Raw genomic sequence first — 13,088 nt, 5'->3', positions numbered from 1 at the left:
GATTTCGCTACTTGCGGGCCCGCGCCTTCGTGCGCTTGCCCACACTCATGCCGGGCGGCGGATCGAAGTTGTCGTCGGGCCCGATTCCGGTTTCCACACCGAGCCGGGCCGCCAGATGCGCGGCATCGTACGGTGCGTGCACCTTAACGTCGTTGTCGAAGTAGCAGTACACGTCGCGTCCCTTCTTGCGTGACGACAGGCGCGAGGGTTCGGCCAGCCTTGCGTCCTTGACCTGCCGGCCGCTGCGCCAGGCGTCGATGCGCTCGGCCCAGCGGTCGAGCGCTTCTTTGCTGTAGCCGCTCGCATAAAGCTCCTTGTCGCCGTGCAGCCGCATGTAGACGAAGTCGGCGCAAAGGTCTTCGAGCAGGGGCCAGCGCCCCGCGGTATCTGCAACCACCAGCGCAACGCCGTGCCGGCGCAGCATCGCGATGAAGCCGGGGTTCTCGAAGCTCGCATGCCGCACCTCGATCGCGTGCCGGATCTGCAGCTTCGCGGGCACCTTCAGAAACGCGCGGTCGTCGTCCAGCTTCTCGTTGTGCTGTCGCGCAAGCGCAAGGGCAGACCGGCCGTCCCTTGGCAACAGCGCCAGAAACTCTTCGAGCCGTTCGGCGTTGTACGCAAACGAAGGCGGCAACTGCCACAGAATCGGCCCCAGCTTGGCCCCCAGCGCAAACACACCCGAGGCGAAGAAGTTGGCCAACGCAGCGCGCGGTTCCTTCAGCCGCAGGTTATGGGTGATGTAGCGCGGCCCCTTCACGGCAAAGACAAAATCGTCGGGCGTTGCGTCGTGCCACGCCTGGTACGACTCGGGGCGCTGCAGTGAGTAGAAAGAGCCGTTGATTTCGATGGTGGGCAGCATGCGCGAGGCAAAGTCGAGCTCGAGCCGCTGCGCCAGGCCTTTCGGGTAAAAGCGCCCTCGCCACGGCGCATAGCGCCAGCCAGAAATTCCTATTCGCGTGGTGCCCTGCATCGCTCGTCTTCTGTTCCGCCGAAGCGCAAAGGTTGCGCGCCAGGCATTTCCCAGGCGTAGGAAAATTGCCTTTTCGCGTAGCAGCGCGCGCAACGGAACCATGCCGGATGTGGCAAGCTCCCAGAAGTATGCAAATTCGCACCTTGCCCCCCCACTCCCGCCGCTGGATGCTGCGTGCTCTCCTGGGTGCCGCCGCCCTGCAGGCGCCGCTCCCGGCGCTGGCCGGCTTCAACTTTTTTACCAGCGAATACACCGCAAGCCGCGACGAGCTGCAAACGCAGATCGCCAGGCGCTTTCCGGTGGCCGAGCGCTATGCGGAGATCTTCATGGTCGGCCTGCGCGACCCGCAGCTGGGCCTGGACGCACGCGGCAATCGCGCCGCCATCACGGCCACGCTGACCATTGCGAGTCCGTTGCTCGCTGCCTCGCCCGTACAGGGCGTGGTGTCGGTCAGCAGTGCATTACGCTACGACGCCGCAACGCGCGCGCTGCGGCTGGACCAGCCCAAGGCCGAGCGGCTCGAATTGCAGGGCGTGGAAGGCCGCGATGCCGAGCGCCTGCAGAAGATGGGCGCCGTGGTGGCGCAGGAGCTGCTGCAAGGCCAGGTGCTGCGCAGCTTTACTGCGGACGAGCTCACGGTCGGCCGCAAGACCTACGAGATTGGCGACATCACCGTACTGGACAACGGCATCAAGGTACAGCTGAAATGAAATATCCACTGCTTGCAGCCGCATTGCTTGTTGCTGGCTGCGCGGCCATTCTCCCCACCGCAAAGCAGCACTTCGACCTGCAAGCCCATCGGGGTGGGCGCGGCCTTGCACCCGAGAACACGCTGGCGGCGTTCTCCAACGCCATCGACATGGGCGTGACCACGCTCGAACTCGACATCGGACTCACGGCGGACGGCGTGGTCGTCATCTCGCACGACACCACGCTCAATGCAGACCACACGCGCGACGCGAACGGTGCCTGGCTTGCGTCGAAGGCGGGCCCGGCTGTTCGCTCGCTCACACTGGCGCAGCTTCAGAGCTACGACGTGGGCCGGCTGAACCCCGCAACCAACTACGGCAAGCAGTTTGCGCTGCAGCAGCCACGCGACGGCGAGCGCATTCCCACGCTGGCGGCCTTGTTCGACCATGTGCGCGCACGCGGTGCGAATGCCGCGACGGTCCGGTTCAACATCGAAACCAAGATCGATCCGGCCAGGCCCGACGAAACCGCCGCGCCCGAACCGATGGTGCGCGCCCTGCTCGCAGAAATCGACAAGGCGCAAATGGGCGGCCGGGTGACGGTTCAGAGCTTCGACTGGCGCACCCTGGCGCTGGTCGGCCAGCTTGCACCGCAATTGCCGCGGGCGTACCTGAGCTCTGCGCGCACGCTCAAGGACAGCCGGTGGACGGCCGGCCTCAACGCAGCCGACTTTTCTTCGACGCCGCAGCTGGTCAAGGCCGCCGCCGGCAACGCAGGCGCGCAGGTGACGTGGTCGCCCGCATACAACGACCTGACGCCCGCAGCCATCAAGGAAGCGCAAAAGCTCGGCCTCAAGGTGCTGCCCTGGACCGTGAACCAGCGCGCCGACATGCTGCGGCTCATGGACTGGGGCGTGGACGGCATCATTACCGACTACCCGGACGTGCTGCGCGATCTGATGCGCGAACGCGGCCTTTCGCTGCCGCCGCCCGGAAAGGCCGGCACATGAACGCCGCACCGCAACTCGACGCCATTGGCGCGCGCATCGATGCACTGCGCAACGGCCGCGGCGAATCGGTTACCGCGCTTTCGAACGAAGCACGCGCAAGCAGCGAGCTGCTCGCGGCACTGCCGCCGCGCTATGGCGAAGTGCTGTTGAACCTGCTCGACCGGCTGGAATCGAGCGCGCTGTTCAGCGAAGAGAGCTGCTCTTTCAGCCAGAAAGACCTGCTCGACAACCTGCAGGTGTGGGTCGACAAGGCCCGCGCGCAGCTCACGTCTTGAGGAGAAACCACATGCAAAGACGAACACTTGTCTTGCGCGCCGCGCCGGTGCTGGCACTCGCATCCACGGCATGGCCGCTGGCCGCATTGGCGGCCGCGCCGACGGTCGAAATCTGGAAGGACCCGAACTGCGGTTGCTGCCAGGACTGGGTGAAGCATCTCAACGCGAACGGCTTTGCAACCCGCGTGCATGACAGCGGCAACGATGCCGCCCGCACGCGGCTCGGCATTCCGGCCAAGCTGGGCTCATGCCACACCGGCGTCGTCGGCGGCTATGCGCTCGAAGGCCATGTGCCCGCGCGCGAGGTGCACAGGCTGTTGCGCGAAAAGCCCAAAGCCGTGGGGCTTGCGGTGCCCGGCATGCCCGTAGGCTCACCCGGCATGGACGGCCCTGCCTACGGCGATCGACGTGATCCCTACGAAGTTCTGCTGGTGCTGGCCGGTGGCGGCAGCCGCGTGTACCAAAGCTATCGCTGAGCCGAAAGCGCGCGATAGCGGGCCGCTCAGCTGAAGCGGCCGGGGTCGAAAGGGGCAAGCGGCGTTTCAGGCGTTGTGCCCGCCAGCAGTTGCGCTGCGAGCCGGCCGGTTCGCGCAGACCCGCAAAGGCCGACATGCCCATGCCCGAAAGCCAGCACAACGTCTTTGCTGGCCTTCGAGGCTCCGATGCACGGCAGGCCATCGGGCAGGCTGGGCCGGTGGCCGAGCCAATGCTTCACCGATGTTGAATCCGCCGCCCCATCGCCGAGCGCGGGAAACATCGATTGCAGATGCCGGTGAAGGATCTCGGCGCGCCGCCAGTCCGGTGCGGCATCGAGCCCGCCGATCTCGACCTGCCCTGCCGCCCGCAAACCGCCGTTCATCCAGTGTGCGATGAGCTTGCCGTCGGCCACCATGGTCGGTGTGCGCGGGCCCACCGCGGCCCCTTCGACGACCACGTGGTAACCGCGCTCCGATTCGAGCGGCACCGGGGAGCCGGCCGCAGCGGCGAGCGGGCCCGAACGCGCGCCGGCGCAAATGGCGGCGGCATCGCAGGCGATTTCTCCGGCCTCTGTTTGCACGGCGCGCAGCCGGCCATCTTCGAAGCGAAACCCCGTGGCGCGCGTTGCCATGCGCTGCGCACCGGCCTCCCGCGCATGCTGCGCGAGTGCGGCCACGTAGGCACCAGGGTCGCGGCAGTGGCCGGCCTCCGGCACAAAGATACCGAGCGTGTAGCGCGCGTCGAGATCGGGTTCGCGCTGCCGCAGCTGCGGCTCCTGCCATTCTTCCCATTGCACGCCTGTGCGCCCGCGCACGCGCCAGGCGAGCGCATCGCCCTCGAACTCTTCGCGCGAACGGTAGGCATGCAGCAGACCGCGCTGTTCGATGAGTTGCGCCACGCCGGCTTCGGCGGCAAGCCGGGCGTGCAGCGCCGGCGCATCGGCGAGCAGCGTGCGCAGCGCATTGGCGGTGCGCTGCACGCGCGCCTCGGTCCAGCCCGAAGCCAGGTAGCGCAAGAGCCATGGCAGTGCGCGCGCCAGGTAACGCCAACGCAGCGCCAGCGGCCCCAGCGGATCGGCCAGCCAGCCCGGCACCTTGCGCCATGCACCCGGCAACGCAGGCGGCACCACCGAATGCGAAGACAACCAGCCCGCATTGCCATAGCTCGTGGCGTGCGGGCCGCCGGGTTCGCCGGGCTCCACCACCGTCACGCGCAGGCCGGCGCGCAGCGCCTCGATGGCGGTGGCGCTGCCCACGGCGCCCGCTCCGATCACGACCACGTGGCGCACAGCCCCGCCGGCGGAGAAACTTCTTGCAACTGTCATGGCGCCTATCGTAGAGGGCGCGGTCCCATAATCGGCCGCCATGCCTGCTTCGTCATCTGCACCCTCTTCTCTATCTTCGTCTTCAGGCGCCATCACCGATGTGGCCGGAATCGAAGTCGGCCATTTTTCCGACACGCGCCGGCCTACCGGATGCACGGTGGTTCTTGCCCGCGAGGGCGCTGTAGCCGGCGTCGACGTGCGCGGCGCCGCGCCGGGCACGCGCGAGACTGATCTGCTTGCTCCCGGCAACCTGGTGCAGCAGGTGCACGGCATCATGCTGGCGGGCGGCAGCGCCTGGGGCCTTGCCGCCGCCGAGGGCGCAATGCGCTGGCTCGAGGAGCGCAACATAGGCATGGACGTGCGCTTTGGCACCTTGCCCATCGTGCCGGCGGCCGTGCTGTTCGACTTGCCCATGGGCGACGCCCGCATCCGCCCCGACGCCGCGGCCGGCTATGCCGCCTGCGACGCGGCAAGCCGCAATGCCCCGGCCGAAGGCAACGTGGGCGCCGGCAGCGGTGCGCTGGTGGGCAAGCTCTTTGGCGTGCACCGCGCAATGAAGGGCGGCATCGGCACGGCATCGGTTACCGTGGGCGGCGTGACGGTGGGCGCGCTCATCGCGGTCAATGCGCTCGGCGACGTGATCGACCCCGACACCGCGCAACCGGTGGCCGGCGCGCGCACCGAAGACGGACTCGCACTGCTCGACACGCGCCGGGCCCTGCTGCGCGGCGAGCTGCCCAAGCCGCTGCTCGCCGGCACCAACACCACGCTCGGAGTGATTGCAACCGATGCGGTGCTGACCAAGGTGCAGGCCAACCGGCTTGCCAGCGTGGCGCACGACGGCCTCGCACGCGCCATCAACCCGGTGCACACCATGAGCGACGGCGACACGCTGTTTGCGCTGGCCACCGGCCGTGTTGCGCTCGAAGGCCCCGGCGCCGAATCGCGGCCCGGCATGACCGTGCTCGGCACCATGGCGGCCGAAGCGGTGGCACGCGCCACCTTGCGCGCGGTGCTGGCGGCCCGCTCCGTCACCGCCGGCGAACTGCATGTTCCCTGCGCGGCCGACCTCGCAGCTACGAAAGGTTGAACTCCTCATGGCCATGCCCAAGACGCTGAAGCTCATCCTCCTGTCGATACGCGACCTCATCGCCTCGGCCGGTCCCGTCGTGTTTCTTGTGATCGGCATGCTGATTGCCGCCTACTGGTGGCTGCAGCCGCAGCCGCCCAAGCACGTGACCCTGGCCACCGGCCCCACCGGCAGCGCATACGCGCAGTTCGGCAAGCGCTATGCCGAAGTGCTCAAGAGCAGCGGCATCGAAGTGGAGCTCAAGGCCACCACCGGATCGACCGAGAACCTGCAGCTGCTGCGCAACGGGGGAGCCGACGTGGGCTTTGTGCGCGGCGGCAGCGCCGACCCGGTGGCCGATGAGGAAGCCGGGCTCACCTCTCTCGGCAGCCTGTTCTACGAACCGATCTGGCTCTTCTATCGTGCGGACACCGCACAGAAGATCGACCGCAAGACGAGCACGCTGACCTCGCTCACGCAGTTGCGCGGCTTGCGCGTGAACGTCGACATGCCGGGCAGCGGTCTGCCCGAGATCATGGAAAGGCTCTTCAAGGCCAACCACCTCGAAGCCGACGCGCTGCAGCTTTCCAACCTCGAGCAGGCGGCCGCGGCCGAAGCCCTGCAGGCCGGTCTGCTCGACGCCATCGTGCTGGCCTCGGCGCCGCAATCGCCGCAGGTGCAGCGCCTGCTGCGTGCGCCCGACATCAAGCTGATGGATTTTGGCCAGGCCGATGCCTATTCGCGTCGCTTTCCCTTTCTTTCAGCGGTAACGCTGCCGCGCGGCGTCGTCGATCTTTCGAAAGATCTGCCGCCGTCGGACGTGACGCTGCTCGCAGCCACCACGTCGATGCTCTCGCGCGAGGAAACGCACTCCGCGCTGCGGCAGCTTTTTGCGCAGGCTGCCCAAGGCTTGCATAGCGACGCAGGCTGGTTCAACCGCGCGCGCGACTTTCCCAACACCCGCACCAGCGAACTGCCGGTGAGCCCCGAGGGCGACCGCGCCATCAACGGCACACCGCCGTTCTGGCAGCGCTACCTGCCCTTCTGGGCCAGCAACCTGATCGAGCGCATGTGGCTCGTGCTCGGCGGCCTCCTGGTGCTGATGCTGCCGCTGAGCCGCGTGGTGCCGCCGCTCTACCAGTTTCGCGTGCGGCGGCGCGTGTTCCGCTGGTATGCACGGCTGCGCGACATCGAAGCCAAGATCGACGCACAGCAAGGCGGGCGCGAAGAATTGCTCAGCGAGCTGGAAGAACTCGACCGCGTTGTGAACAAGGTGGCCGTGCCGCTTTCGTACGCCGACGAGCTCTATGCGCTGCGCAACAACATCCACACGGTGCAAAGGCGCGTGCAGTTGCGCTGGCCGCAGCCTGGCGACTTCGCGCCCCGCACGCCGCCGCCGAAGGCACCGGCTGCGGAAACTGCTTGATTTAAAACGCTTGACTTAGAGCGCGCTCCAACTTCGAGAATTCCCGCCATGGAAGACCACCTGACCATTGCGGAAGTCGCGCAGCGCACCGGCCTCACGGCCCACACGCTGCGCTACTACGAGCGCATTGGCCTGATCGCCGCGGTGCCCCGTGCACCGGGCGGCCAGCGCCGCTATGCGCGCGCCGACATGGACTGGCTGGCCTTCCTGTTGCGCCTGCGCGAGACCGGCATGCCCATCCAGGGCATGCAGGCCTTCGCCAGGCTTCGAAGCCAGGGGGACGCCAGTGTCGGAGCGCGGCGCGAGATGCTCGAGCAGCATCTTGCCGAGGTTCAGGCCAAGGTGGCAGCGCTGCAGCAATCGATGCAGGCGCTGTCGCTGAAAATCGAGCACTACCGAGCCATCGACAGAAAGCGTCCCTCGTCACCGGGCACAGCCCCCGAAGGAAAGACGAGCGATGACCAACGCACAAGCAAGCCACAACGGCAACGACAACAACCTGCGCTACGAGCGCGGGCTGGCCAAGCTCCAGCAGATCGACGGTGAAGCCGGAATCAAGGTGGTCGAAAGCCTGGCCGGCATCGCGCCAGACTTTGCACGCCTCCTGATCGAGTTTCCCTTCGGTGATATCTACTCGCGCCCAGGCCTCGATCTGCGTTCGCGCGAGATCGCCGTTGTGGCGGCCCTCACCGCCATGGGCAATGCCGCGCCGCAACTGAAGGTGCACATCCAGGGCGCGCTCAATGTGGGCGTCACGCGCACCGAGGTCGTCGAGACCATCATGCAGATGGCCGTGTACGCGGGCTTTCCGGCCGCGCTCAACGGCTTGGCGGCCGCGCGCGAGGTGTTTGCGGCCGACGATGAAAAAAGCGCGCGGCCCCTTGCGGAACCACGCGCTCTTGTCGAAGCACCCTGAGGTTACTTGAGAGCCTTGTAGCGCATGCGCTTGGGCTTGGCGCCTTCTTCGCCCAGGCGCTTCTTCTTGTCGGCTTCGTATTCCTGGTAGTTGCCGTCGAAGAAGGTCCACTGGCTATCGCCTTCGGCGGCCAGGATGTGCGTGGCAATACGGTCGAGGAACCAGCGGTCGTGGCTGATGACCATGACCGTGCCGGCAAACTCGAGCAGCGCGTCTTCGAGCGCACGCAGGGTTTCGACGTCGAGGTCGTTCGACGGTTCGTCAAGCAGCAGCACGTTGCCGCCGGCAATCAGCGTCTTGGCCAGGTGCAGCCGGCCGCGTTCACCGCCCGACAGCGTGCCGACCTTCTTCTGCTGGTCTGCGCCATTGAAGTTGAAGCGGCCCGCATAGGCACGGCTGGCCATCTGGAACTTGCCGACGTTGATGATGTCCAGGCCGTTCGAGATGTCTTCCCACACGGTCTTCTGGTTGGCAAGTTCGTCGCGGTGCTGGTCGACGAAGGCCATCTTGACGGTCGAGCCGATGACAACCTCGCCGCTGTCCGGCTTCTCCTTGCCCGCGAGCAGCTTGAAGAGCGTCGACTTGCCGGCGCCGTTCGGGCCGATGATGCCGACGATGGCGCCCGGCGGCACGGTGAAGCTCAGGTTGTCGATCAGCATGCGGTCGCCGAAGGACTTGCTGACGTTGTGGAACTCGAACACCTGCTGGCCCAGCCGCTCCGCCACCGGAATGAAGATTTCCTGCGTTTCGTTGCGCTTCTGGTATTCCATGTCGCTCAGCTCTTCGAAGCGGGCGAGACGCGATTTGCTCTTGGCCTGGCGTGCCTTCGGGTTCTGGCGCGACCACTCGAGTTCTTTCTTCAGCGCCTTGGCGTGGGCTTCTTCGCTCTTCTGCTCCTGCGCCAGGCGTTCGCCCTTCTGCTCGAGCCAGGTGCTGTAGTTGCCCTTCCAGGGAATGCCGCGACCGCGGTCCATTTCCAGGATCCACTCGGCCGCGTTGTCCAGGAAGTAACGATCGTGGGTAATGGCAACCACGGTGCCCGTGAAGCGCTGCAAGAACACTTCGAGCCATTCCACCGATTCGGCGTCCAGGTGGTTGGTCGGCTCGTCGAGCAGCAGCATGTCTGGCTTGGACAGCAAGAGGCGGCACAGCGCCACGCGCCGCTTTTCGCCGCCTGACAGCAGGCCGATCTTCGCGTCCCATGGCGGCAGGCGCAGTGCGTCGGCGGCAATTTCCAGCTGGTGCTCGGAATCGGTGCCGGCGGTGGCAATGATGGCTTCGAGCTGGGCCTGCTCGGCCGCCAGCGCGTCGAAGTCGGCGTCTTCGGCGCCGTAGGCGATGTACACCTCTTCGAGGCGCGCCTTGGCCGCAAACACCGCGCCCATGGACTCTTCGACCGATTCGCGCACCGTGTGCTCGGGGTTGAGCTTGGGTTCCTGCTCCAGGTAGCCGATCGTCATTCCCGGCATGGGCAGCGCCTCGCCCTCGAACTCCTTGTCCACACCCGCCATGATCTTGAGCAGCGTGGACTTGCCCGAGCCGTTCAGGCCGAGCACGCCGATCTTGGCGCCGGGGAAGAAAGAAAGCGAAATGTCTTTCAAGAGCTGCCGCTTGGGCGGCACGGTCTTGCTGACACGGTTCATCGAATAGACGTATTGAGCCATCTGTGGATAGTTACCTTGGGTAGCGGAAATTGGGCGGAAAGTGCGGGCGCCCGAAGAAGCTTTCGGACGCGGCAAACCACCGATTATCGACTCATGCGACAATTGGCACCGTTGCCGGGTCCAGTTGCCCGCAACACCGGCTCTCTGCCGGGGACGAAGAAAGCCCTTTCCAACCCTTTTGCGAGGGCGGACTTTCCGGCTCCCACCCCTGACCTTCATCTGCCTTGACTGGCTCGGCGTTACCAAAAGACGCCAAGCGGGCCGATGCCACTGCGCCGTGTATGGCGCTTATTGTTTCCAATGAATTTTGACGAACTGAAGCTGGCTCCCGCCATCTTGAAGGCTGTGCACGAGCACGGTTACGACACCCCCACCCCCATCCAGGCGCAAGCCATTCCCGCGGTTCTCGAAGGCCACGACCTCCTGGGCGGCGCCCAGACCGGCACCGGCAAGACGGCCGCCTTTACCCTGCCGATGCTGCACAAGCTCAGCCTGGGTGCCAGCGCCACCAACAAGTTCGGCGGCATCGGCATTCGTGCCCTGGTGCTCACCCCCACGCGCGAACTCGCGGCCCAGGTCGAAGAGTCGGTCCGCACCTATGGCAAGTACCTGGAGCTCGACTCCACGGTGATCTTCGGCGGCGTGGGCATGAACCCGCAAATCAGCAAGCTCAAGAAGGGCGTCGACATTCTCGTGGCCACCCCCGGCCGCCTGCTCGACCTGCAGCAGCAAGGCATGCTCGACCTGAGCCAGGTCCAGATGCTGATCCTGGACGAAGCCGACCGCATGCTCGACATGGGCTTCATTCACGACGTGAAGAAGATCCTCGCGCTGGTGCCCCGGGAAAAGCAGAGCCTGCTGTTCTCGGCCACCTTCAGCGACGAAATCCGCGACCTGGCCGCCACGCTGCTCAAGAACCCGCAAAGCATCCAGGTCACGCCGCGCAACACCACCGTGCAGCGCATCACCCAGGTGATCCACCCCGTGGGCCGCGGCAAGAAGAAGGCGCTGCTCGCGCACATCATCAACGAGAACAAGTGGAGCCAGGTGCTCGTGTTCACGCGCACCAAGTTCGGCGCCAACAGCGTGGCCGAGTTCCTTACCAAGAACGGCATCGAAGCCATGGCGCTGCACGGCAACAAGAGCCAGAGCGCCCGCACGCAGGCGCTGGCCGGCTTCAAGAGCGGTGACATCCGCGCGCTGGTGGCCACCGACATCGCGGCCCGCGGCATCGACATCGACGAGCTGCCGCACGTCGTCAACTACGAAATCCCGAACGTCAGCGAAGACTACGTGCACCGCATCGGCCGCACCGGCCGTGCCGGTTCCAGCGGCGAAGCCGTGAGCTTTGTCTGCCTGGACGAAGAAGGCTTCATGCAGGAAATCGAACGCTTCACCAAGCAGACGATTCCGGTCCAGTTCATCGAAGGCTTCGGCCCTGAAGACGGCGAGCGCGCCGAGCCCATTGCCATGGGCCGCCAGACGATCTGGGGCGGCGCCGGCCGTCCGCCGAGCCGCGACGTGATGCAGGCAGCCGCCAAGGCCGCCCGCACGGAAATGCTGCAACGCATTCGCGAAAACAAGGCCGGCCAGAGCGGCGGCGAACGCGCTGGCGGTGGTGGCGGCAACGGCGGCGGTCAACGCCGCGGCGGCGGCCAGGGTGGCGGTCAAGGTCGCAACGCCAATGGCGGCGGCCAAGGCCAGGGCCCGCGCGGCCAGGGCGCCCGCCCGGCACAAGGCCGCGGACCGCAAGGCCCGGCGCGCGCACCGCACCACGCGCCGCAGCACCATCAACAGAATCACCTGCCCCATGACGAGCGCCAGCCGCGCCATCACGGCAACAGCCACAGCCCGACGCAAGCCAACCAGGTTGCGCACCTGCGCGCCGAAGCGGTTGCGGGTGGCGACGGCCAGCCGGATCCGTTGCGCACGAGCGTCGACCACATGGGTGGTGGCCGCGGTCGCGGCGGCCGCTCGGGCGGCGGCGGTGGTGGCGGCTATGGCGGCAACCGTTCGGGCGGCGGTGGCCGCTCGGGTGGCGGCGGCTACGGCGGCGGCGGTGGCAACCGCTCAGGCGGTGGTGGCGGCGGCGGCCGTTCGTTCGGCCGCTGAGCCGAAGCGCGGGTAGAACACCTACCCCGCAATTGAACAAGGGCACCTCGGTGCCCTTTGTTTTTTCAGGTCGGGGCGTCGCGCCCTTCACGCCGGCCCGACACAATCGGGACCTATGCAGTACATACCGCCCAACTACGCCACCCTGTTCGTCGCGACCTGCAATCTGCTGAATCTCGCGAACCCGCACCGCGTGTATTACGAGAACCAGGACGCCTACGACGAGCGTGAATACGAGCGCAAGGTCGGCTGGATCGGCGAGCGCTTTCACGCACTCAATGCCGACGTGCTGGCGGTGCAAGAGGTTTGGGACGAGAGCGCGCTGAAGGCCGCCATTGCGCGCAGCGGCCTGCGCTATGACTTCGTCTCGGCTCCCGGCGCCGAGAACACGCCGCCGCACAACGGCGCCCAAGGCACGCCGCGGGTAGGCATTGCCACGCGCCTGGCGGTGGACCATGCGCAGTCTTTTGTCGACTTTCCTCCCGGCTTCGGAGTCGATGTACCTGGCCTCGGCCCCCACACGCGCTTCGAGCGGCCGCCCTTCCTGGTCACGCTGCGCATGAAGCACGGGCAGCAGGTGCATGTGTTGACGGCGCACCTCAAGTCCAAACGCCCGAAGTTCCTGCAAGACGCAGAGGGCAATCACCTCGAAGACCGCGAGGACCGCAAGGTGGGCGCAATGGCATCGCTGCGCTCGCTCATCATGCGCGGCGTCGAGGCGGCTGCGTTGCGCTGCATCGTGATCGACCTGCTGCAGGGCACCGACACACCGCTGGTGGTGATGGGCGACTTCAACGACGAGCCGCACAGCGTTACCACGCAACTGGTGGCCGCCACTTCCGACGTGGCCTACGACAAGGCCGCGCGCGACGTGGCGCTATTCAACGCCTACGAGATGCAGGGCGAGTCGGCGCTCAAGAAGGACGTGGCCTATTCGCACATCCACCAGGGCTTTCCGGCGGTGCTCGACCAGATCTTCGTGAGCGAGGAGTTCGTGGCGGCCAGCAGGCGCAGCCTGGGCGACGTGCGCCGGGTCGACTACTTCAACGACCACCTGCACGAAGGGCGCGACCGCTCGCGCTCGGACCACGGCTTTGTGCGGGCGCTGCTGAGGCTGCGCACAGACTGAGCGCCAGCCGCAACAACGCCCGTATCG

The 13,088-nt window shown here is 66.6% G+C and carries 13 protein-coding genes; 10 read left to right on the top strand and 3 right to left on the bottom strand.

Going from position 1 to position 13,088, the window contains the following annotated elements; translation table 11 throughout:
• Window positions 1–7 precede the first annotated feature (7 nt).
• Window positions 8–970 (bottom strand): DUF72 domain-containing protein, encoded by a 963-nt coding sequence (locus tag J2X67_RS19015; protein ID WP_309955318.1) that lies wholly within the window; start codon window positions 968–970, stop codon window positions 8–10.
• A 143-nt stretch (window positions 971–1,113) separates the two neighbouring features.
• Between J2X67_RS19015 and J2X67_RS19010 the strand changes: the two genes are divergently transcribed.
• From J2X67_RS19010 to J2X67_RS18995, 4 genes are read left to right on the top strand one after another with little or no spacing between them, the layout of a single operon-like run.
• Window positions 1,114–1,680, top strand: coding sequence for a DUF1439 domain-containing protein (locus tag J2X67_RS19010; protein WP_309955316.1), 567 nt, complete (start codon window positions 1,114–1,116; stop codon window positions 1,678–1,680).
• Window positions 1,677–2,669: a glycerophosphodiester phosphodiesterase gene (locus tag J2X67_RS19005; protein WP_309955314.1), complete on the top strand. Its 993-nt coding sequence runs from the start codon at window positions 1,677–1,679 to the stop codon at window positions 2,667–2,669. Before J2X67_RS19010 ends, J2X67_RS19005 begins: the two co-directional genes overlap by 4 nt.
• Window positions 2,666–2,944, top strand: coding sequence for a hypothetical protein (locus J2X67_RS19000; protein WP_309955312.1), 279 nt, complete (start codon window positions 2,666–2,668; stop codon window positions 2,942–2,944). Before J2X67_RS19005 ends, J2X67_RS19000 begins: the two co-directional genes overlap by 4 nt.
• A gap of 11 nt (window positions 2,945–2,955) precedes the next feature.
• Entirely contained in the window at window positions 2,956–3,420 is a 465-nt protein-coding gene (locus J2X67_RS18995; protein WP_309955310.1) for a DUF411 domain-containing protein, read from the top strand.
• Between the two features lie 26 nt (window positions 3,421–3,446).
• Here J2X67_RS18995 and J2X67_RS18990 read toward each other — a convergent pair whose 3' ends face one another.
• Complete coding sequence (locus J2X67_RS18990) at window positions 3,447–4,745, bottom strand: FAD-dependent oxidoreductase (RefSeq protein ID WP_309955308.1); 1,299 nt, start codon at window positions 4,743–4,745, stop codon at window positions 3,447–3,449.
• A gap of 40 nt (window positions 4,746–4,785) precedes the next feature.
• Between J2X67_RS18990 and J2X67_RS18985 the strand changes: the two genes are divergently transcribed.
• From J2X67_RS18985 to J2X67_RS18970, 4 genes are read left to right on the top strand one after another with little or no spacing between them, the layout of a single operon-like run.
• Window positions 4,786–5,835: a P1 family peptidase gene (locus J2X67_RS18985; protein WP_309955307.1), complete on the top strand. Its 1,050-nt coding sequence runs from the start codon at window positions 4,786–4,788 to the stop codon at window positions 5,833–5,835.
• 7 nt (window positions 5,836–5,842) lie between these two features.
• Window positions 5,843–7,240: a TAXI family TRAP transporter solute-binding subunit gene (locus J2X67_RS18980; RefSeq protein WP_309955305.1), complete on the top strand. Its 1,398-nt coding sequence runs from the start codon at window positions 5,843–5,845 to the stop codon at window positions 7,238–7,240.
• A 48-nt stretch (window positions 7,241–7,288) separates the two neighbouring features.
• Window positions 7,289–7,786 carry a MerR family transcriptional regulator gene (locus tag J2X67_RS18975; RefSeq protein ID WP_309955303.1) on the top strand — a complete coding sequence of 166 codons (498 nt, stop codon included), beginning with the start codon at window positions 7,289–7,291 and terminating at the stop codon, window positions 7,784–7,786.
• A complete protein-coding gene (locus J2X67_RS18970; RefSeq protein ID WP_309955301.1) occupies window positions 7,698–8,156 on the top strand; it encodes a carboxymuconolactone decarboxylase family protein in 459 nt (152 codons plus the stop codon). The genes J2X67_RS18975 and J2X67_RS18970 overlap by 89 nt, the downstream gene beginning before the upstream one ends.
• Window positions 8,157–8,158: 2 nt before the next feature.
• Here J2X67_RS18970 and ettA read toward each other — a convergent pair whose 3' ends face one another.
• Window positions 8,159–9,820 carry an energy-dependent translational throttle protein EttA gene (ettA, locus tag J2X67_RS18965; RefSeq protein WP_309955299.1) on the bottom strand — a complete coding sequence of 554 codons (1,662 nt, stop codon included), beginning with the start codon at window positions 9,818–9,820 and terminating at the stop codon, window positions 8,159–8,161.
• Window positions 9,821–10,120: 300 nt separating this feature from the next.
• Between ettA and J2X67_RS18960 the strand changes: the two genes are divergently transcribed.
• Window positions 10,121–11,932, top strand: a complete 1,812-nt coding sequence (locus tag J2X67_RS18960) for a DEAD/DEAH box helicase (RefSeq protein WP_309955297.1) — start codon at window positions 10,121–10,123, stop codon at window positions 11,930–11,932.
• 115 nt (window positions 11,933–12,047) lie between these two features.
• The gene (locus tag J2X67_RS18955; protein WP_309955295.1) at window positions 12,048–13,061 is read left to right on the top strand and encodes an endonuclease/exonuclease/phosphatase family protein; all 1,014 of its coding nucleotides are present in this window, start codon (window positions 12,048–12,050) and stop codon (window positions 13,059–13,061) included.
• Window positions 13,062–13,088: the final 27 nt, after the last annotated feature.

Source organism: Variovorax sp. 3319 (genome assembly GCF_031456585.1).
Classification (GTDB): domain Bacteria; phylum Pseudomonadota; class Gammaproteobacteria; order Burkholderiales; family Burkholderiaceae_C; genus Variovorax; species Variovorax paradoxus_P.
This window is presented reverse-complemented; position numbering and strand designations above follow the sequence as displayed.

Coding starts and splice junctions, on each gene's coding strand:
- J2X67_RS19015 (WP_309955318.1), bottom strand. CDS start 970: ATGCAGGGCACCACGCGAATAGGAATTTCTGGCTGGCGCTATGCGCCG.
- ettA (WP_309955299.1), bottom strand. CDS start 9,820: ATGGCTCAATACGTCTATTCGATGAACCGTGTCAGCAAGACCGTGCCG.
- J2X67_RS19000 (WP_309955312.1), top strand. CDS start 2,666: ATGAACGCCGCACCGCAACTCGACGCCATTGGCGCGCGCATCGATGCA.
- J2X67_RS18995 (WP_309955310.1), top strand. CDS start 2,956: ATGCAAAGACGAACACTTGTCTTGCGCGCCGCGCCGGTGCTGGCACTC.
- J2X67_RS18985 (WP_309955307.1), top strand. CDS start 4,786: ATGCCTGCTTCGTCATCTGCACCCTCTTCTCTATCTTCGTCTTCAGGC.
- J2X67_RS18990 (WP_309955308.1), bottom strand. CDS start 4,745: ATGACAGTTGCAAGAAGTTTCTCCGCCGGCGGGGCTGTGCGCCACGTG.
- J2X67_RS18955 (WP_309955295.1), top strand. CDS start 12,048: ATGCAGTACATACCGCCCAACTACGCCACCCTGTTCGTCGCGACCTGC.
- J2X67_RS18970 (WP_309955301.1), top strand. CDS start 7,698: ATGACCAACGCACAAGCAAGCCACAACGGCAACGACAACAACCTGCGC.
- J2X67_RS19005 (WP_309955314.1), top strand. CDS start 1,677: ATGAAATATCCACTGCTTGCAGCCGCATTGCTTGTTGCTGGCTGCGCG.
- J2X67_RS18960 (WP_309955297.1), top strand. CDS start 10,121: ATGAATTTTGACGAACTGAAGCTGGCTCCCGCCATCTTGAAGGCTGTG.
- J2X67_RS18980 (WP_309955305.1), top strand. CDS start 5,843: ATGGCCATGCCCAAGACGCTGAAGCTCATCCTCCTGTCGATACGCGAC.
- J2X67_RS18975 (WP_309955303.1), top strand. CDS start 7,289: ATGGAAGACCACCTGACCATTGCGGAAGTCGCGCAGCGCACCGGCCTC.